We start from the raw sequence: 20,447 nt of genomic DNA, 5'->3' as shown, positions 1-20,447 counted from the left end.
CCAGGCCAAGGATTAGCAGAGCGTATGAAAGTTTGCTTTGTTTGCTCGCATTTATGGCCTCACTCCTACGGCGGGGCAGAGAGGAGGTACTACATCCTCGCCAAAGAGCTTATGAAGAGAGGGCACGACGTCGTATACGTCACGTACGACTACGGCGAAAGCGAAATCCCCCTAGCGACCGTGGGACCCCCACCTAGGCTCTACGACGAGAAGGGCAGGAGGCGCCTACTCCCAGCGCTGGAGTTCGGCTGGAAGACCGCGAAGCTCGTTGAAAAGCTGAAGTGCGACGTGGTAGACGTCACGGTGCCGTACACGACCGCGCTTTTCATGAAGCCACGTAGCTTCGTGCTGACGTACCACGAGTACTGGGGAAAATATTGGGAGCACTACTTCTCCAAGCCTCTGGGAACACTCGCCGCCATCGCGGAGAAAAGGCTACTGAGGAAAGCCGTGCTCGTAATCACACCTTCCAAGCTCGTGGCCAACAGGATCCTAAGCGAGGTGGGCACCGTGAAGGTAGCACCGGTACCCATAGGTCTGAACCCCGACGACTACGCGAAGTACAGGGGGCGAAGCAGGGACATAGACGTCACCATGATCGGCAGGTTCACGTACACAAAGGGCTGGTGGAGGCTAATAGAAGTACTCAGGCAGGTAGACAAGCCCCTCCGAGTAGCAGTAGTAGGAGACGGCCCACTCTACAACGAAGTAACCGCGCAGCTCGAAAAGCTACACCACGAGGTGCACAGCTACAGGAAGGCAAGCGAAGAGGAAAAACTCGAACTACTCGCGCGCAGCAAGTACTACCTAAACCTCTCAGACGCCGAAGGATTCAGCATAGCAACCCTCGAAGCAATCCTATGCGGAGCAACACCCATAGTCCTCGACACAGGGCTCAATGCTGCAGTCGAAATAGTAGAAGAGACAGGTTGCGGCTACATAGCCAAAAACCTGAGAGAAATTGCGGAACAAGTAGCCAAGGAAACCAGTACCTGCACGCCCAATATATCGGGCTACACCATTCAGACTTTCGTCAACAATTACCTCAGATTTTTAGGAGAGCTTCAGACGATGAGAGTAAATGCGTGAAACCAGAATAATATTTTTAACGGACTACTTAACAACTAAAAGTGGCGGTGTAGGTTTTCTCTACGAAGTAATGAAAAAAATAGCTGGAAAATATCGCATAGATATAATTGCGGGGCGTGTTGAGGAAAGCCTCCAAAAGGAAGATTATGTAAGAATTTTGAATCTTAATGTGTACCGGGATGATCTTCCATCAGCACAACCCGAGAATGCAGTAAAATTTCTGAATTTATCGACGAAAATGCTCAAAAGAATAGTTAAGTGCACCGGTGAGGAAGAGTTAATCCTACACTTCAACAACCATTTTCCCAACTTAATACCCTGGTTTATTGTAAATAGTGTGCCAAAAGTATGTTCAATACATCACCTCGAAGAAACAGCGCAATTCTCCGGGGTGATACCCAAGCTCGCCAAGGTAGCGGTACAGGATGTATTCGAGGTCAACAGCCCCTGCACCGTCGTACTTACAGTCTCAAAGAGCGTCAGGCAAAAGCTAGCCTCGCTCAGAGCCGTGAGGAAGGGCGGCATCGTTGTGATCCCTCCGGGCATAGATACTGGGAAGTACCTCTCGGTACGCAGAGATCCAGAGGAAAACACCTTCATCATGGTGGGAAGGCTGGAGAAAAGGAAGCACTACGACCACGCGATAGTAGCCTTCAAAGCGGTAGCCAAGGCAGAGCCCAACGCCAAGCTTCTCATAGTGGGCGAGGGGCCTCTACGACCGTACCTAGCCCAGCTCATAAGAAAGTTTTCACTCGTTAGGAACGTTCAGTTGCTGGGATCAGTAAGCGAAGAGGAAAAGCTGAGTCTGCTTTCAAAAGCTCAGGCGCTGATCCACCTCGGGTACCCCGAGGGATTCGGCATCGTGCTCATAGAAGCGCTCGCCGCCGGAGTACCAGTAATAGCCTACGACATACCACCGCTCAACGAAGTCGTGGAGCACGGTGCAACAGGCATACTTGTGCCAAAGGATGACGTAAGAGTGCTGGCCAGAGCTATAGTCAGGTTCAACAGCTATACCTTCGAGGAGAAAACACTGAGAAAGAGAGCCGAGCGCTACGACATCAACATTATTGCAAGGGAGTTCGCCAGACTCTACGATACGCTAGCCTGCTGTAGGAGAAATAATGCTGGAAGTATTCAATGAAAATCCTTTACGTCAACCCAGCAAACATCGATTACCCAGGTGGCGGCGAAAGATTCGCAGTAGAAGTGCTAACGAGGCTCAGCAAAAGAGGGCACGAGGTCGGAGTCCTGCATATCAACTGGGCGCCGCACCCGGCTACCAGCGCGGGCAACGAGTCGAAGCTCCTAGACCGCGGCGCTGAGCTACACAAGTGCGGCTACATAAAACTGCCGAGAGGCTTCCCAGTAGTGGATCCCCGTTGCCTAGTCAAGCCCTCGAAGCAGTACGACGTCCTCTACATCCCCGCGTACTCCCCCAACGAGCTAACAGTATCCCTCCTGAAAAAGTCCAAGGCGCTAAGCGTGCCAGCAGTTGCCGTCTTCCACTGCATGCTCGCAGACAACGTCCTAGCGCGTCTCTACACCCCGCTCTACATAGCGGCGTTCAACAGCTTCGACAAGCTACATGTGCTCAACAGGTTCCAGCGCAACTTCCTAAAGAGCCACGGGATACCGGAGGAAAAGATCGAGTTCATACCCAATGGAGTGGATACGAGCACATTCCAACTGTGCAGGGACCCCTCTGCCTCCGAGGACTTTAATATCGTCTTTGTAGGAAGACTCTTAAAAGATAAAGGTGTAGACACCCTACTGCGAATTATTTACCTCATTAACGATGAGCTAAATTTACACGACGTGAAGTTTACAATAGTAGGTTCAGGCCCCCTCGAGGAAGACATTAAGAAGCTTGCTCAAAAATACCAAAATGTAGTATTCCTAGGATACGTGAAGCATGAAAACATGCCGAGCATTTATAGGGAAGCAAACTTGTTCCTACTACCCTCCAGATCTGAGGGTATGCCCCTAAGCCTTCTCGAGGCTCAAGCCTGCGGGCTACCTGCCGTCGCCTCAAAGATCCCTGGAGTACTCGACATAGTAAGGGATGGAGTAACCGGGAGGCTGGTCGACGCAGAGGACGTCCGTGGCTTTGTGTCAGCGATAGAAGAGTGTTACCGGCTTTGGGAAAGCTCGCCTCAAGAGTACTATAACTTGAACAAAAAAATTAGAGAATATATAGTTAGGAACTACGACTTAGAGGTAGTCGTGGGAAAAATAGAGAAAATGCTTCACGAAGCAATCTATAAGGTGCAAGTTTCGTGAAACAGGTACAGGAATTCTCGCATAAAGGAAAATACTGCAAAAAGCTTAGAATAGCATTCGTACACAACTACTACATCCACTATAGGGTTCCCCTATTTAAAGCACTAAGCAGAGTTTTTCATGTAAAATTCTTCTTCGATGATGTCTACGAATACGTGAAGAAACCGGAAAAAGAACTAGACTTCGTGATAAATAAAGGACCTAGGATAAAAGGGATAAGGCTTCCAGTCACACTTTTATTCCACTTGTTAAAGCAGAGACCACATCTAGTAATTGCCGGCGACTCAACGTACCCCAGCACGCTAATAGCCTTTCTTACCTCCAAGATGCTAAGAGCGAAGTTTATCCTGTGGGAAGAGAGGTGGTTCTGGCACAGCAGCCTCCTTTCAAATCTTCTATGGCCTTTCTCACGTACGGTGGCACTAAAAGCCGATGCGCTCATAGTACCTGGCACGCTATCCAAAGAGTTTTACAAGAACATAGGAGTCGAGAAGGGAAGGATTTTCGTAGCACCGAATGCAAGCTACGTCGACATAAACGAGGAAATTAAAAACAGGGCTAGAGCTCTTAGAAGAAAACTAGGCTTGGACAATAAGATCGTAGTACTTTACATTGGGAGAGTAATTCCTTTAAAAGGTGTCCACCTAATTCTCAAAGCTTTAACAAAAATAAATGAATATAACCTGCACCTGTTGATTCCCGGCACGTTCGTCGATCCTTGGTACAAGAGACTTCTTGACGATATTGTAAAGGCAAGCAAACTTGAAAGCAAGGTAACAATGCTTAGTCTTAAGTTCGTCAGGGTAGAGGACAGGGGAATCTACTACGAGCTAGCAGACATAGTTTGTTACCCTTCGTACTACGAGGCCTGGGGTATGGTGGTTAACGAGGCGGCATATGCCGGGAAACCGGTAATATCCACGAGAACGTGCGCCGCGGCATACGACATACTCTTCGGACATCCCGAACTCGTAATACCTCCAGGAAACGTTGAAGAACTAGCCAAAAGCCTAAAACTTTTAGCAATGGATGCCAATAAAAGAAAGGCTATCGGAATGGAATTGAAACGCTTAATAAGCGAGAAGTACTCCTACGAGGAAATGCTGAAAGGCTTCCTCAAAGCCATAAAATACACCTTGGTAAATCAGCTTACCGAGCAGTCACAAAACAAGCTAGATTAGTCGCATGAGAATTTTGCTTTTCCTCGGCTTCCCGAATCCGTTCCCAGGCGCGGCTTGGGCGAGGGTAGGCTTCTTTGCCGAGAAGTGGTCCAAGATGGGGCACTCGGTCGGGGTTCTAAGAATATTTACCCCTACAACCCTCAGCAAGAGGGGGCTAGAAGAATGGGAAGCATAAATAAGAATAAGAAAACGTTGCTGTTTATAAGTGCAATTGTAGGATCCACAGGAGATGTAATAAACGAGTGGCAAGTTGCAATGAGTCTTGCAAAGCATGCAAGGAACGTGTTTATTATCGCACCTGTAGGACTGAGGTACGTTATTAGCCGTGAGTATAAAAAATATCTACTTGATAGGCCTTCTAATACGAGAATAATCTTGCTTCCTTTTGCATTATTACCCTCGGATTTTTTATATTTGATGAACTTAATAATTTTTATATTTTACTCTTTGATGATATATATTTTAACGCTAACGCTTGATATGATGATACATTTTGATATAATCTATGTGAGAGACTCTAGGTTAGCATTACTGCTTGCATTTTCTCCACGCTTAGCGAGGAAATGTTTTGTAAAAATAGCCGCTATTCTTGAAGATGGAATTTACCAAGTACTGTTGCGACAGCTGACGTTAATGTTAATAAATTCTATTGACAGACACGTCTTAGAACGAACGGCGGGGATAATAACGCACTCGGCTGATTTTGCTAAGTCTCTTGTTCTTAGAAAGAAGGTTTTACCTAAAAGAATAATTGTAATACCTCCAGGTATAATGCTAAACACAGTAAAAATTGTAAGGCGCATATGCAGAAGGAAAACAAAAACGGAGAACGAGGTGACGGTGGGATTTCTTGGATTTTTAGCTCCATGGCAGGGTGTAGACATGCTGTGCAGTATAGTTGCCGAGCTCAATCGTTTAGGCTATAAGGCGAAGCTAAAGGTTGTCGGTGACGGTCCCTTAAAGCGCCAGCTCCTCAAGGAATGTACGAAGCTAGGAGTGCCTGTCGAAATAACAGGATTCGTTAGTCATCCTGTTGCCCTGTGCATAGCTAGAAGAGACTTCGATGTGATGGTTCTTCCTCGTGTATCGACAGAAACTACAGCAACTATTATGCCGATAAAGGTTATTGAGGCATTAGCCCTGGGAATACCTGTTGTAGCTACCGAGCTCCCCGTGTATGAAAGCTCGGCTTTTAGAGAAAAAGGGCTCTATACGTCAAGGAGGGATCCTAAGGCTTTCGCTGAAACTATTGCTAGGATTCTGCGCGAATCAGGTTCAGATACTATCAAGTTGCCTAGTTTTGATCTTTTTAAACCTTATCTATACGATTATAGTGTTAAGAGATTTATTGAATATGTTTCCGAGGGGTGAAAATTTGTCAGAGCGGACAATCGAAGTTGCTATCTTAATGGTACTTGTTGCCGTTTATGTTCTTTCAACTGCATATAAGTTAGGGGCATCTATTCCTGTAGCATTATTACTATTTTTAATTTTACCAAGCTTTTTCCTGTCGAAAATAATCCTACATAAAAATATATTTAAGGATGTTTACGGGACGCGCGCGGTTGGGAGAGACCATGGCGCGTCGCGTCGTTATCGACTGCAGGCACATAATAGACGCGGTAAAGGCTAGCAAAGCCGGCTTCAAATACTACGGCTTAGGCATATACACCGAGTAACTGTAGTGCTGAGATGCCCAAGGATTCGCTTTCGAGCTTTCCGTCGCCGAGTAGCCCGGGTTGTGGGGCTGGTGGCTTTTCTAGCAGTTTTCTGTACTCCTGTACGAGCCTAGCTGGGTTTGCGTCGGCGCGCGAACAACTCTAAGTTCTCTATCATTACAGTGAGGCAATGATGAAGCGCACGAAGAAGAGCGTAAAGCCTTTCTGTGCATACGACGGGGGAGCAGGGCAAAAATTCATATAATGTGCGCTAATTAGACAGTTGTTTATGTTGAAGAAGGCTGTGATCACAGCTGCCGGCTTGGGCACGAGACTACTGCCCATCACTAAAGAGCTACCTAAGGAGATGTTGCCACTTTTCTCAGTGTCGGACAACGCTGTAGGCCTTAAGCCGATCATACACATTGTTTTCGAGTCGTTGCTCGGTGTGGGGGTCTCAGAAGTGTGTTTTATCGTTGGCAAAAGCAAGCGTGCTATTGAGGACTACTTTACTCCCGATGCAGACTTCATAGAGGTGCTCCGGGCTAAGGGGGTCGAGAATAGGGCTAACGAGCTGATGAAGTTCTACTCCGCGATCCGCAATGCGAAGATATTTTTTATAAATCAGCCTGAGCCGCGTGGCTTTGGCGACGCCGTGCTCAGGGCTGAGCCCTTCGTGGGGGCTGATCCCTTTATCGTCCATGCAGGCGACGATGCCGTGATTAGCGAGGGGCACAACCATTTGAGGAGGCTCGTTAAGGTATTTCAAGAGTACGATTGCGACGCTACATTGCTCGCGGAGGATGTCGAGGATCCGCGGGCTTACGGCGTACTCAGGGGCAAGGTTGTGAACGATTACGGAAGCATATTACGCGTCCTAGATATTATCGAGAAGCCGAGAGAACCCCCTACAAATATAGCCGCTATAGCCGTCTACGCGTTTAAGCCCAAGATATTCTCGTATTTAAGGAACGTTAAGCCTGACAGCGGTGGAGAGGTTCAGCTCACAGCGGCCATTAAGGCTATGATCGATGACGGATGCGATGTCTGCGCCGTAAAGCTCAAGCCTGGCGAGAGGAGGCTCGACGTGGGGACTCCACAGAGCTATTGGAAGGCACTTTATGAGAGCTACCAGCTGGCGGTGCGCAGGATGCTGGTCTCGGTGATGAGCGATGGATAGAGTGGCAGTAATAGGCCTCGGTTACGCGGGTCTGCCCTTTGCCGTTGCCCTAGCCCACCGGGGGTTCAAGGTAGTGGGAGTAGATACTGATGAGGAGAAGGTCGAGCTGATAAATAAGGGCGTGAGCCCGGTGTATGAACCAGCCCTCAATGATTATTTGAAAGGTGTCTTAGAGAGAGGTCTTTTCAAGGCCACTACCAGCGTCGCCAAAGCTATTGAGGAATCGGACGTGGTGTTTGTGTTCGTTGGCACGCCAACGAAAGCCGACGGGTCGCTAGACTTGACGCAATTGGAAAACGCCTCAGAGGACATTGGCAGGGCGCTAAAGGATGAAGGTGGTTACAAGCTTATCGTTGTTAGGAGTACGGTTCTCCCGGGGACCACTGAGGGCGTAGTTAAGAGGATCATTGAGGAGAGATCCGGTAAGATATGCGGCAGAGACTTTGGCCTATGCATGAACCCGGAGTTCTTAAGAGAGGGCAAGGCCCTCTACGACATCTTTAACCCGGCTAGGATCGTCATTGGTGAGTACGATAAGAGAAGTGGTGACATCCTTGAGAGCGTATACAGAAGGTTCCACGGCGAGAAGATGCCGCCGGTTATCAGAACAAGTATTGTTAACGCTGAGCTGATAAAGTACGCGGCAAACGCTTTCTTAGCCATGAAGGTTAGCTTCATTAATTTGATAGCCAGAATCGCACAACGCCTACCTCGAGGGGACGTTATTGAGGTCGCCAGTGGCATAGGTCTGGATCCTAGGATAGGCAGGGATTTCCTCGATGCTGGCCTCGGCTTCGGGGGTTCGTGTCTGCCTAAAGATTTGAGGGCGTTAATAAAACTGGCGAAAAGCCTAGGCGTTGACGCCAAGCTTCTCGAAGCGATTCTCGAGGTTAACGAGACGCAAATAGACGAGGCTTTAGAGCTCCTCAGAAGGGCTCTCGGGGACCTTAGGGGTAAAAGAATAGCTGTCCTCGGCTTAGCATTCAAGCCCGGTACTGACGATGTGCGTGAAAGCCAGTCGATAAAGCTGGTGAAGAGGCTTGCCAAGGAGGGAGCTGTGTTGCATGCCCATGACCCCTTGGCCCTTGATGCCGCTAAAAGAGTCCTCCAAGGTATTGGAAACGTTGCGTTCTTCAGCGACGTCTACGAGTGTGCGAGGAGATGCGATGCTATCGTTGTAGCCACTGACTGGGGCGACTACAGGAATCTGTGCTTTGAGCGGTTGGGAGAGACCATGGCGCGTCGCGTCGTTATCGACTGCAGGCACATAATAGACGCGGTAAAGGCTAGCAAAGCCGGCTTCAAATACTACGGCTTAGGCATATACACCGAGTAACTGTAGTGCTGAGATGCCCAAGGATTCGCTTTTCGAACTTGCGAAAGAATTCCTTTTTTGCATACGATAACTAAAAATGTTTAAAACGCATGCTTAAAATTAAAGCTTTAACTTCAGAAAAAATGTTTGTAGCTTTTCTTGTAATAATATATTCATCTGTATACTTTGCTCTCTCTCCTGGTCGTGATGTTCTAACACCAGATGAGCTCGTGTATCTGAGCAATGCTCAGGATTTCTTGCGCTACGGAATACTGTTACCCTTCGACTACGACCCCGTGAGACCTTACACGGCGGTAGTTAAGGGTAGACTACTATGGCAACTGTACCTCGCATTCGTCGAGGCGGCGTCAGGAACCGCTGTACCCCCAGCACCGGTAGTCAACCTCCCCTTCCTCCTCGTCTACCTTGCGTCCACCTACATGTTAATACGGGAACTTGTAGATTTTCCAGAAGCGCTGATCCTGTGGACCGCGGTCGCATTTAACCCGTTCGCCGTAGTGTACTTCAACTTTTACTTGACGGACTTCGCGTTTGCATCGCTATCCCTACTCTCGATCTACTACCTTATATGGTCCCTTAGAAGATGGGCCAAGCTCACAGGGATCCTCAAATCTTACATAGTAGCAGCCTTAGCCCTATTGGTAAAACTTAACATGCTTCTAGTAATTGCTCATTGGATTCTCTTAGTCGTAGTCTTTGCATGGAAAAAGTATTGGCGCCTCTCAAAGTGGCACAAGACACTTTTCATAGTTGCAATTGCTCTTCCCGTAGCCTACGAGCTCCTTCTAGACGTCCCGGCACACATAACGTACTACGTACTTCACGACCTGAACCTCAACAGGGTGTTTTCTCGATACGTTTTCGTGTCCCCGCTCGGGCTTCTGGTAAACTTCTTTTATAAGACCCCCTTCTCTCCCGGAAGGCTGTGGTACGATATACCCATACACGAAAAATACCTCTACCTCGTGAACACGCTGAGCGTCGATGTGTACAGCCCGCTCCTCTCCTCGCTAGCGTTGCTCTCCCCCCTTCTCTTCTGGAAAGAACGCAGGCACGGCATAATGTTATCACTCTTGTTATTCCTTCTTCTTCCAGTGTTCTATTTTCATATACTCAACGGAAACCTCTGGGATCTAGCTCGTAACAGCCTTTTAGCCTTCGTAATCTTGGAAGTAACGGGCCTTACTGCCCTCTACGCAGTTACGCGGAGCAATACCCAAGTAGTCGTCGCGGCTTTCGTAGCATCTCAGTTACTGCTCTACGCCGAGTACATCGTAAGCCTTAATTACAAGGCAACCTTCCAGGTACCAGGCTCATCTCTCTACAACTTCCTAGAACGTACGCTTTGGGTGAACGGCCTCGTAGCCTCTGCTCTTATGCTCCTCGTAGTAGAGAAAGTGCACTCGAGGATTCCTGTGAGAACACAGCGTGCCATAGCCCTGGTCTTAGTAACAGTACTTCTGCTTGCCAATTCATACGAAACCTTTAGGGTAACCTTCGAGAAAAACGCTTACCTAAGGCAACACGGCGTGCACGAGCTTCTGGCAAAGCTCGGCGAGGCAAACTGCGGGTCCTCCATTGTGTTGACAAATATACCGCAACTGAAGCTCTACCTGCCGCCGGGCATCGTCGTGGTGAACTCTCCTCTTTCTCAGAGAGAAGCACAAGTATTGCTAGGCTCGGGGCTCGAGGTGTGCGTTGCTTTCACGAGCAACGTCATTCCATCCTGGGTAAGTTACCGCGTCGGGGCTTACAACTACATGAAATCGATGTTTTCATGCAGGAATATCCCCGGCCAAACATGCGGGGCAAACTATACAGTTACCATTTTTGAGGGAGAACGCTTAAAGCAGAGCCCAAGCAGCGTGAAATTAGAGTATGCAAAACTAGAAGTCGTAGTAAACGCCAGCGGCATTAGGCAAAAATACGTCGTCACGCTAGGAGTAAATTCGGAGGAACAGTACAACAACACGCTAATCATACTGCAGGGACTCGATAGCGTCTCAAGAGTCGTCGTCATGAACATCGTGCAAGGGCTCAACGAGGTAAAGGTAGAGATTCCAAGTAAAGTTAGAGATCTCGACATAGGCATATTCTTTTCAAGAAAACTCGAGATTACGGTACTGCACCCGCAGAGCAGAAGCATACTACTAAAAACTCTGCTATACCTGCGGGAGTAAAGAAGAATGCCAAGGAATGTTCCTCGTAAAAAGCTAAGAATTTTAATCATAACTTCTTTTGATCATCCCCGGCTAAGACTGGAGGCGGAGGCTCTTAGAGAAGTGTTTCTCGTGGACTACATTTACTTAAAACCCTTATCGGAGATTTTATCAAAGAAGCAGTTGTTCAAATTGTTACTTTCCAGTTTACCGTTGCTATTAAAAAATGAATTTTCATTGAGAATTCCGCCGATCCCGGTAAAGCTGTATCGCGCGCGGTTAATAATGTGGAATATGCCGTAAAGCCAGCTTTCTATGATGAGAGTGTATCTCTGCCATTGTTTTTCAAAATATTATAGCGCTTACATTCTGGTGTTGCTTAATATTTGGATATAAGCTATAAAAGAAGGCGGAAGAAGCGTGAATCTCGTCGATGCGATTAAGAGGATGGTTGTATACCAGAGCAACGAGGCGAAGAAGGATGATGGAGGCAGGAAGTAGTGACATATCGGTTGCTATAGTTTCGTCTGTTGTAGGTAAGTCGCCTAGAGAGGTTACTTACTCGTTTGTTTTCGACGAAGCTTATAGACTGGTGCAAAGAGGAGTGAACGTCCATGTAGTGCGGGCGGCAGTAGAGGAAAGCTCTTCCTCTTATGGTATCAATTTCCATGGAATAAGAAGACGCGTTGATGCAGAAGCATTTGTAGAACTTCTGAAGAACCTTCCGCTGTACTCTCCGTTTGCTCTTCTAAGGAATCCCTTAATGCTTTACTGGGAGAATCTCTACGCTTTAAACATATCCAACGTTGTTGAGAACCTTCGTATCGATCTCATTCATGCTCACTTTGCCTATCCAGAGGGTTTCTCAGGGTTGATAGCTAAACGCAGGACTAAGAAGCCTCTAGTGGTTACTCTGCATGGATACGACATTCTTGTGGAACCATCTGTAAAATACGGTATTAGACTTAGCAAGCGGTACGACGCTTTGGTACGCGAAGTCCTTGTGAACGCAGACGCGGTAATCGTAGCTAGTAGAGCTGTTTTTGAGGAGGCTGTGAAGTTGCGTGGACGGAAAAGCGGTACGTACTTGGTACATAACGGTGTTGACATCAAAAGGTTTAACCCGAACCTTAACGGCTCTCTTATTCGTAAAAGGCTTGGTATAGAAAACAAGTTTGTGGTGTTTAGTGCTCGTCATCATAGACCTGTGTACGGCCTTGAATACCTGATAAAAGCAGCGGCCCTGGTGGTGAAACTTAGAAGCGATGTTGTCTTTGTAATTGGTGGTGAAGGTCCTTTAAGAACATACCACGAAAAGCTTGTTGAAATGTTAAACTTGGAAAACAATGTAATTTTTACTGGCAGGATTCCGCGGGACGAGATGCCTCACTACTATGCAGCAAGCGACGCTGTGGTGGTTCCTTCGTTGCAGGAGGCATGGAGCCTTGTCGTGACCGAGGCTATGGCATCGGGTAAGCCCGTTGTGGGTACGAGAGTTGGGGGGATAGTGGATCAGATAATTGACGGCTATAACGGATTCCTAGTTCCGCCTAGGGATCCAAAGGCTATAGCCGAGAAGATTCTCTGGCTCATCGACAACCCTGACGAGGCTAAAAGGATGGGTATGAACGGCAGAAGATTAGCTGAGGAGAAGTTCGATATTGAAAAGAGAATCGAAAAGATAATTGGTATATATAAAGAGCTTGTAGGGTAGCGCTATGAAGAGGAGGTTAGGGCTCGTCGCTGGGAGGGTCTTCCTGTGGATGAGGATTTTCAGGTCTTTTAGAGGGCTCACGTTTAGGAGTGCGGTAAACATTCCTCTGTCCGCGGCTGTGGATCTGCTGGCTTCTCTCGTAACAACGCCCAGCAACCCTAGGATGCTTTTCAGCGGCTTTTACCTCGTAAAAGAACTAGGTGTGGTGGTTTTCGTTCGAGGAGGGACGGAGGACTTGTACTATTTACTTCCGGGTCGAGAGGGACCCGTAGATGAGTTCATACGTTCAGCCCTGTCGCCGGGAGACGTTTTCGTGGATGTCGGCGCGAATGTAGGTTACTACACTCTCCTGGGTGTGTTGAGAGGTGCTAGGGTTGTAGCCATGGAACCTGTGCCGCAAACGGTAGCTGTGCTGAAAGCTAATCTCCGGCTTAACGGCTTTTCCGGTGTCATAGTAGTCGATAAGTGTGCGTGGAGCACGCGAGGGCGCGTGACGCTATTTGTTCCCTCTGGGCGCTATTACGGGTTGTCATCTGCTTACCATGACAGAGGCGTAAAGGGTTCTTTAGTCGGGGTGGAGGCTGTCAGGTTGGACGACGTGCTAAGGGGATTCGACCGTATAAGGCTTGTTAAGCTGGACGTCGAGGGTGCGGAGTATGACGTTTTGAAGGGCATGGAGAGCGTCTTGGAGAGAGTCGATTTTATCGTAGTGGAAGTATCCCGCAGAGCGAAGGACATTATCTGCTTGTTGAAATCCCACGGCTTTAAGGTGAGGAGGATGGGCTTTACTACATACGTTTTGGCTCAAAGGATCTCATCTTCTCATTAGCTCTGAAATAGTTTTCGTTATTCGCTCGGCGGCTTTTCCGTCGCCGAGTAGCCCGGGTTGTGGGGCTGGTGGCTTTTCTAGCAGTTTTTTGTACTCCTGTACGAGCCTGGCTGGGTTTGCGTCGGCGAGTCTGACCCATTCGGCCTGCACGAGCTCTATCCATTCCGTTCGGTCGCGTAGGACTATCGCTGGCTTTCCTAGAAGGTAGGCTTCTCGTTGCACCCCTCCCGAGTCTGTGACGACGAGTTTTGACCCCGTGACTAGTCTGAGGAAGTCTACGTAGCCGAGGGGCTTCGTGGCTACGAGGTTGGGGTTGCTGTATAGCTCTTTTTCTAAACCTGCTTCTTCTGCTCTGCTCCTTGTGCGGGGGTGGATGGGGAAAACGACCTTCGTGAGTGCCGCCAGTTCTTTGAGGCACTTGATTACTTCTGCTAGCTTTGCTGGGTCGTCGACGTTTTCGGCGCGGTGGATTGTCGCCATCACGTACTCCCCCTCCAGTAGCCCCAGCCTTCCGAGTATGTTGGATCTCTGTATGCTTTCTATCCATTTTTGGAGCACGTCCACGTGGACGTCGCCTGTGAGGAAGACTTTTCCGGGCACGTTTTCTTTCAGCAGGTTGTCCCTGGCGGAGGGGGTCGGCGCGAAGAGGAGTGCTGACACGTGGTCGACGACTCTCCTGTTTATCTCCTCCTGCATTTTCATGTCGTGCGAGCGTAGCCCTGCTTCTACGTGTGCCACTGGGTAACCGGCTTTCGCGGCGGCGAGGGCGCCGGCGAGCGTGCTGTTTGTGTCGCCGTAGACGACCACCACGTCGGGGTTTATGCTCTTCAAGTGCTCCTCGGCTTTCTTGACTATCTCGCCGACCTGGTAGCCCTGGCTCCCCGACCCGACGCCGAGGTGTATGTCTGGGTCGCGGAGTCTCAGTTGCTCGAAGAATACCTTCGACATCTCGTAGTCGTAGTGCTGGCCCGTATGGATGACTGTGTGCTCGAATTCTCTGTCGAAGGTCTCTGCGACCGCGGCTAGCTTCACGAAGTTGGGGCGCGCACCGACTATTGATACAACTTTGGTCATTGCGTGGTTGTTGTTTTTTGGAATAATATTTGTGTTTTCGCCTCGGTGCCTGCGATTTTGAAACAAGGAACTGTATAGTTCGGGTTACCAATCTTACGCCTAGCCGTCGGTGGTGGGCGGATTTTGTGCTCCCAGTGCTGTGTCTCTCGATATAGCCCTTAATAGCGTTGTGGTATAGTCTTCGTGGAAAAACAAAAGAATAACGAAAAGTTTGAAAAAATTTCGGAAAGAAATAAGAAAAAAAATATATGTTAGTTAAGCACAAATAATACTGCTATGGGGAATAAGAAAACAATCGCAGGACAAAAGCTAGTAGCAGTTGTACTAGCGGCAGTGTTGCTGTTCTCTTCTCTTCCAGTAGTAGCATTTCCACGAGAAACACAGCCTTTAGACAACGCGGGTATTCCATCCGGAGTCTTCGTGGGCAACTTTACTGCTGGTGGTGAGCAAGTAAGGGCATCCACGGTAGTGTTTAAGAAGGGTGTCTCGGAGAACATAGTTTCCAAGGCTTACGGCGAAGTGTTGAAAATGTATACCTTTGAGCGTACACTTTCTGTTGCTAACGGGAAACAAGTGAAGGTGAGAGAGGTTAAGGTTTCTAGGCTTGTGATGGACAAGCAGGGCCGCTATATGTTCAGGGTTGCTGAGAAGCCGGAAGTTGTTAAGCAGGTTCTGCGTGCGTATGGTGACTACGTGGAGGCTGTTGTTGCGAAACCTGTTCCTCGAACCTTTGAAAGGTTACCAGAAATCGACAATCTGCCTAAGCTGCCAAGTCCTGCACCTACAAACGTAATTATTGGGCAATTAATAGGTGCAGCGCAGGTACGTTCAGTCTACGGTGTCAACGGCTCTGGTGTGAACATTGCGATAGTAGATACGGGTGTTGACTTTGGTCATCCAGATTTGACTTCGGCACTCGCGTACTGGAGTGGCACTTACAAAGGTGAGTGGGTAGTAGAGCCGCTGGTCTTCGACGCTGATGAGTCTCAAGTGCTTCTTTTCCAGGATGTTCAGCTTGTTAACTCTACTCATGTCTATGTCGGTGGCAAGAGTTACACCACGCTTATACCCTGGCCTGTAGATATCTATCCACCCTACGACTACTACAGAATCCCATTATCTGTGTATAACATGGTGTCTCAGCCTGGTGGCGGGCTTAGGTTTGGTGTCACGTATCTATGGAGGTATGACGGCATACGTATCGTCGGCGTGTTGCTAGTAAAGCCGTACACCTTTGGTTACTACGCCTACGCACTTATAGACGTTAATAATAACGGCAGGTTTGACGACGAGGTGGCACCACCAATTGATCCCTATGGGAGGGGTAGTGTTCTGAGGTACTCAGCGAACAGGGTTATCGCGCCTGATTACGACAGAAATGGTTTTCCTGACGACTCTTTCGGCGTTGCCGGCGGCTTCTTCTATGATTGGTGGTGGTACTTCAACTATCCTGCGGAGATTTTCCCTGGCTGGGATAGACAGGGCCGTTGGCTTAGCATTTTCTACGACTTTTACGGTCATGGTACTTCGTGCGCATCGGCAGCGGCGGGACGTGGCGTCGTAGCGTATAACGTAACTGGGCTGGGCGTGGTCAAGCTTACCGGCATAGCGCCCGGAGCCAAGATAGTAGGCGTTAAGGCTCTGTGGATCGGGAACGTCGAGGTCGGCATGCTGTGGGCGGCGGGCTTTGATGTTAACCCATACGATGGGAAATTCTACTACACTGGTAGCAGGAGGGCGCATATCATAAGTAACAGCTGGGGTACCTCGTACTTCACCTACGACGTAGGAGCTTTCGGCTACGACCTGGAGTCCGTGTTCGTTGCGGGTCTCTCTATGCCAGGCTTCCTCGACCCGAGGTACCCCGGTATTTTGATAGTGCAGGCCGGCGGCAACGGTGGCCCTGGCTACGGTACCATAACGTCCCCCGGCGCGTCTCCCGGAGTATTAACAGTAGGTGCCTCCACCTCGATGCACTTCGCCTACGTACTATCGAAGCAGGGTTACGGCTCTGTCTTCATGTCTGGAGGGGGCTGGGCTTTCGACGAGGTTGTGAGCTGGTCGTTGCGCGGGCCCACTGTTGCTGGCTACGTTAAGCCGGACGTGGTAAACGTGGGCGCCTTCGGCTTCACAGCGGCTCCTGTAACCGTGAACTACACCATATTCGGCGGTACTAGCTACGCTACCCCGCTCACAGCCGGTGTTGCGGCGCTGGTGTACCAGGTTCTGCCCACGGCGGATCCCGACCTCGTGAAGAGCATAATAGCGTCTACTGCCCAGGGAGTAGGGTACGATGGTCCGTCCCAAGGCTTCGGCCGCGTAAACGCATTCTACGCTGTGTCTTTAGCGAGATTGCTTGCTGGTAAAACAGCGGCTAAGTACGAAATTCAGTTTATGAGTAACTCTCTATGGTCTGCCTACTCCTCTAAAGCGGCTAGTACCTGGTACTGGCAGTGGTGCGACAATATCGCTGCGTACATGCTTTGGTGGGCTGGTACCGAGCTATCTCTCCCAAGCTGTAGTATGCCGTCTGCGGTAGCATCGAGAATTGGTGGTTCGCTGTTCTTCGGTGACGTACCGGTCGGTGGCAACAAAAGTATCACACTGACTGTTAAGAACCCAACAAACAAGACTGTTTCCGTCTCCCTGTCTCCACGGATATTTAAGCTGACGAATACCACGGTGCTGAGCAGGTCTCTTTCGCTCTCGCCTGGGACAAGCTACAATAGAACTTACTGGGTCTTCACCGCTGCTAACCTGACGTCCACGTTGCGCTTCATGGAGGTCGTGGCTACTATCCCGTTCTCCAAGTTCGACTCGAACTACAACTATCGGCCGGACGTGAGGGTGAGGGTGTGGATCCACATCTGGAGGAGCGATACCAACGCTAACGGCGTCCCGGATCCAGACGAAATGGTACTCGTGAACTACGGCGCCGCCTGGTCTAACTGGAACCTAGCCACGATGAGCAACCCGGCGGGTAGGCTAAGCGCGGGAGGCTTCAAGGGGATAGTAGTCACGGTAGACCTGGTAAGGGGTCCCGACGCGCCGAGCTACGTACCACCGATACCCGTCACAGTCACAGTTAACTACGTGGACACGGCTGGCGATAGCTGGGTCTCTGTCTCGCCGAGCACGGCTACGATCTCACCTGGTGGCTCGCAGACCTTTACGCTAACTCTCAAGGTTCCAAGCAATGCTGTGCCCACGACGTATATTGGCGAGGTTGTTGCAGTGAACAACGTTACTGGTCACGCAACGGCGATACCGTACTCGTTCAACGTGTATACTACGGTTGGAGCTTCCTCTGTAAACCTGGTTACAGGTGTTAACGGCAGGTGGCCTAGTGCGTTCAGCATTAGGGGTGCTAACGACTGGGGTTGGAGGTACGAGTCGGGCGACTGGCGCTTGTTCCACGTTAAGCCCGGCGTGCCGAACGGTCTAGCTTTCGAGTTCGAGGCTGGCTGGTCTCTGCCTGATACCTCGCTAATAGCCTACGCCGTTGGACCCGACGGCCAGTTCGCGGGTGCCTACTTCGGTCAGGGTGCTTCGTGGCATCGGTACTTGGGAGGAGGGCTTTTCATGTGGTTTGATACGGGCGCGGGCTCTGTGCAGAACGCTAAGCGCGTAGTGATATTCCCGGCTATCGACTACCGTACATGGCTGTACCCGCACGGCAAGCCTGAGAGCGGTGTGTTCACATTTGTAGTGAGGAGCGCGCTGTTTGACGCGTCGGCTGGGGCTTCCGAGATTATCTCGGCGAAAGCAAGGGTGCTACAGGCTCAGCAGAAGCTTCCAGCGTCCGTTACTGGTGGTGGCACGTTCGTGATAAGGTACTCACTTCCGTACATTGTGAAATATATCTCTGCTGGTGCGTATAGACCGATGACTCCGTGGCTCGACTACGATCAGAGATACACGCCGGGGATCACTTCTATCTCGCCGTCCTCGGTCTCTGGACCCTATCCGTCTGGAACTGTGTTTACATTCTCCTTTATGGTGCAGAACTACGGTGCTGAGGGTCAGAAGTTCGATGCCGTTGCTGGCTTCCTTGTAAGTCTCCCGTCGCTACCGGTGTACTACAGGGACTATGGAGGTAGCTACGTAAAATGGACGGACTGGTATCTATTAGAGGACTGGATTAGAGTATCTAAGTAAAAAATAAATTTTTTTACATTTTTAAAGCCTACGGTTTGAGGACTGTTGGTTCTGTCTTGCTGTCTCAGGATTTGTAGCTTAGCTCCATGGAGTTCATGGTGTAAGTACTACACATGCAAGAGGATGTCGAGGTACGAGTTCGCCGTTAGGCTTGCCGAGAGGCTTGGCTACTCGGCTGACCTCGTGGATGCTGTGAGCGCGGCGGAGATGAAGGGGTGGGTGGCTAGGAGGCCTAGGGATTCGAGCCTTGATACTTCGAGGGCGAGGGGTATTCTTAGGACGAGGTTCTACGATACTGGGCTTGCGCTGGACATGTTTGCCGAGGAGTGACGTGGGGGTGTGTCTGGTGCCGTTTAAGTCGTTTAGGAGGCTTGAGATTCCGGACGTGGTGCTCGTCGAGTACGCGGTTTTCCCCGATGAGAGGGGTTTCTTCGCGGAGCTGTACAAGAGGACTGAGTTCCTCTCGGGGGGTGTGCCGTACGGCTTTGTCCAGGTGAATCTTAGCTTTTCGAGGGCTGGGGTTGTTAGGGCTCTTCACTACCAGCTTAAGCCGATGGAGCAGGGGAAGCTTGTGTACGTGGTGAGTGGTAGGGTTTTCGACGTGGCGGTGGATATTAGGAGGGGGTCGCCGTGGTTTGGGAGGCATGTGTCTGTGGTGTTGGAGCCGGGCTTCGCGCTTTGGGTTCCTCCGGGCTTTGCTCACGGTTTTCAGGCTTTGGAGGATTCTTTCTTCCTCTACTTCGTGACGAAGGAGTATAGTCCTCAGCACGAGAGGTGTATTTTCTGGAGGGATCCTGATCTCGGGATTAGGTGGCCGAGGGTGGAGGGGGCTGTGGTGAGTGGTAGGGATTCGAGGTGCCCGTTGTTCAGGGAGGCTGAGACGAACTTCGAGTACCCGCTGTAGCCGCGGGCTACGTAAAGCTAGCGGGGGAGCGGGTGTCTTTCTTCTTCGATTTTTTGGACTTCTCAGCTTCTTCTAATTAGGCTTTTTCGGCTTCGGTTGGCTTTTTCTCCTAGTGTTCTTCGTTCTTTGCTCAGCTCTTTAGCAGTAGTGCTGAACGAAATCGATCAACCTTTGTGCTACGTCATCGGAAAGACCTATGACCTTAGTAAGTTCGATGAGGGTGTCCTCGGGCGCGAGCTTCTTGTCCCGTAGAGCCTTAAGCAGGTAGTTCAGGGCTGCCTTAAGCTTACCGTACTCGCCTTTGGGCAACTGCTGAACCCAAGTCTGTTTTTTGAGGCTTTCCCAAGCCTGCCTGTAGAAGCCGTAGTTCTTCTCGTACTCGCTCCTCAGAGTGGCTACAAGCTGAGCGATAAGTCCTTCGGGTGCATTGCCGCCGAACAGCCTGTACATCTTATACTCGTACTTTAGCGGGCTACTTGCACGGTAGCTCTTCTTTCTTGCCATACCTAAGCAACTAAAAAGCAGGCTCGTATATATTACTTCGTTACTTAATACCACTTTTAAGGACGTATGCGCGAGGCTAGCGGAGCTACCTGAGTAGGTCTCTTACCTTATTCTCTTCAATTTCTACATCTTCTCGGGATGCTTGGCTACGCGTTTTCACCGTGATTTGCGGTTTTCATCGATTATCTCAGCCCACGCGCGGGGGTCTATCTTGTCTTTCAGCGTGCTGGCAAATTCGTCGAGGGCTTTTCTCAGCTCTTCTTCGCCGGTTTTCTCCGCGGTCGGCGCCTTCCCGGTGGGCTTGGATACTTTTGCGCCGCGCTTTTCGAGTATCTTTTTAACCCGGTTGGGGACCTTCGCGCTAGTGGTGTTCAAGCG

General features: G+C 49.8%; 16 protein-coding genes. 13 read left to right on the top strand and 3 right to left on the bottom strand.

Going from position 1 to position 20,447, the window contains the following annotated elements:
* The first annotated feature begins 24 nt into the window (after positions 1 to 24).
* From TPEN_RS08795 to TPEN_RS08750, 10 genes are all read left to right on the top strand, one after another.
* On the top strand, positions 25 to 1,089 hold the full coding sequence (locus TPEN_RS08795) for a glycosyltransferase family 4 protein (protein WP_011753385.1): 1,065 nt from the start codon (positions 25 to 27) through the stop codon (positions 1,087 to 1,089).
* Entirely contained in the window at positions 1,082 to 2,233 is a 1,152-nt protein-coding gene (locus TPEN_RS08790; RefSeq protein ID WP_011753384.1) for a glycosyltransferase family 4 protein, read from the top strand. Before TPEN_RS08795 ends, TPEN_RS08790 begins: the two co-directional genes overlap by 8 nt.
* Positions 2,230 to 3,372 carry a glycosyltransferase family 4 protein gene (locus TPEN_RS08785; protein WP_011753383.1) on the top strand — a complete coding sequence of 381 codons (1,143 nt, stop codon included), beginning with the start codon at positions 2,230 to 2,232 and terminating at the stop codon, positions 3,370 to 3,372. Before TPEN_RS08790 ends, TPEN_RS08785 begins: the two co-directional genes overlap by 4 nt.
* Positions 3,369 to 4,553 carry a glycosyltransferase family 4 protein gene (locus tag TPEN_RS08780; RefSeq protein WP_011753382.1) on the top strand — a complete coding sequence of 395 codons (1,185 nt, stop codon included), beginning with the start codon at positions 3,369 to 3,371 and terminating at the stop codon, positions 4,551 to 4,553. Before TPEN_RS08785 ends, TPEN_RS08780 begins: the two co-directional genes overlap by 4 nt.
* A 54-nt stretch (positions 4,554 to 4,607) precedes the next feature.
* Positions 4,608 to 5,924, top strand: coding sequence for a glycosyltransferase family 4 protein (locus tag TPEN_RS08775; protein ID WP_148678044.1), 1,317 nt, complete (start codon positions 4,608 to 4,610; stop codon positions 5,922 to 5,924).
* 576 nt (positions 5,925 to 6,500) lie between these two features.
* The gene (locus TPEN_RS08770; protein WP_011753380.1) at positions 6,501 to 7,391 is read left to right on the top strand and encodes a sugar phosphate nucleotidyltransferase; all 891 of its coding nucleotides are present in this window, start codon (positions 6,501 to 6,503) and stop codon (positions 7,389 to 7,391) included.
* The gene (locus TPEN_RS08765; RefSeq protein WP_011753379.1) at positions 7,384 to 8,727 is read left to right on the top strand and encodes a UDP-glucose dehydrogenase family protein; all 1,344 of its coding nucleotides are present in this window, start codon (positions 7,384 to 7,386) and stop codon (positions 8,725 to 8,727) included. Before TPEN_RS08770 ends, TPEN_RS08765 begins: the two co-directional genes overlap by 8 nt.
* A 236-nt stretch (positions 8,728 to 8,963) precedes the next feature.
* Positions 8,964 to 10,907, top strand: a complete 1,944-nt coding sequence (locus TPEN_RS08760) for an ArnT family glycosyltransferase (RefSeq protein WP_052885335.1) — start codon at positions 8,964 to 8,966, stop codon at positions 10,905 to 10,907.
* Between the two features lie 460 nt (positions 10,908 to 11,367).
* The gene (locus TPEN_RS08755; RefSeq protein ID WP_187146331.1) at positions 11,368 to 12,600 is read left to right on the top strand and encodes a glycosyltransferase; all 1,233 of its coding nucleotides are present in this window, start codon (positions 11,368 to 11,370) and stop codon (positions 12,598 to 12,600) included.
* 4 nt (positions 12,601 to 12,604) lie between these two features.
* Complete coding sequence (locus TPEN_RS08750; RefSeq protein WP_011753376.1) at positions 12,605 to 13,429, top strand: FkbM family methyltransferase; 825 nt, start codon at positions 12,605 to 12,607, stop codon at positions 13,427 to 13,429.
* On the opposite strand, the gene wecB is transcribed toward TPEN_RS08750, so the two are convergent.
* Entirely contained in the window at positions 13,415 to 14,503 is a 1,089-nt protein-coding gene (wecB, locus tag TPEN_RS08745) for a non-hydrolyzing UDP-N-acetylglucosamine 2-epimerase (RefSeq protein ID WP_011753375.1), read from the bottom strand. The genes TPEN_RS08750 and wecB overlap by 15 nt on opposite strands.
* Positions 14,504 to 14,779: 276 nt before the next feature.
* Between wecB and TPEN_RS08740 the strand changes: the two genes are divergently transcribed.
* The 3 genes from TPEN_RS08740 to rfbC all read left to right on the top strand — a co-directional run bounded on the left by TPEN_RS08740 (position 14,780) and on the right by rfbC (position 19,565).
* On the top strand, positions 14,780 to 18,661 hold the full coding sequence (locus tag TPEN_RS08740) for a S8 family serine peptidase (protein ID WP_011753374.1): 3,882 nt from the start codon (positions 14,780 to 14,782) through the stop codon (positions 18,659 to 18,661).
* A gap of 123 nt (positions 18,662 to 18,784) precedes the next feature.
* Complete coding sequence (locus TPEN_RS08735) at positions 18,785 to 18,991, top strand: SDR family oxidoreductase (RefSeq protein WP_052885333.1); 207 nt, start codon at positions 18,785 to 18,787, stop codon at positions 18,989 to 18,991.
* Positions 18,992 to 19,007: 16 nt separating this feature from the next.
* Positions 19,008 to 19,565, top strand: coding sequence for a dTDP-4-dehydrorhamnose 3,5-epimerase (gene rfbC, locus TPEN_RS08730; RefSeq protein ID WP_052885332.1), 558 nt, complete (start codon positions 19,008 to 19,010; stop codon positions 19,563 to 19,565).
* A gap of 138 nt (positions 19,566 to 19,703) precedes the next feature.
* Here the strand turns inward: rfbC and TPEN_RS08725 are convergent, their stop codons facing one another.
* Together TPEN_RS08725 and TPEN_RS09895 are read right to left on the bottom strand one after the other, a co-directional pair.
* A complete protein-coding gene (locus TPEN_RS08725) occupies positions 19,704 to 20,069 on the bottom strand; it encodes a hypothetical protein (protein ID WP_011753371.1) in 366 nt (121 codons plus the stop codon).
* Positions 20,070 to 20,225: 156 nt separating this feature from the next.
* A complete protein-coding gene (locus TPEN_RS09895) occupies positions 20,226 to 20,444 on the bottom strand; it encodes a hypothetical protein (RefSeq protein ID WP_011753370.1) in 219 nt (72 codons plus the stop codon).
* Positions 20,445 to 20,447: the final 3 nt, after the last annotated feature.

The organism is Thermofilum pendens Hrk 5 (assembly GCF_000015225.1).
GTDB classification, from domain to species: Archaea; Thermoproteota; Thermoprotei; order Thermofilales; family Thermofilaceae; genus Thermofilum; species Thermofilum pendens.
This window is presented reverse-complemented; position numbering and strand designations above follow the sequence as displayed.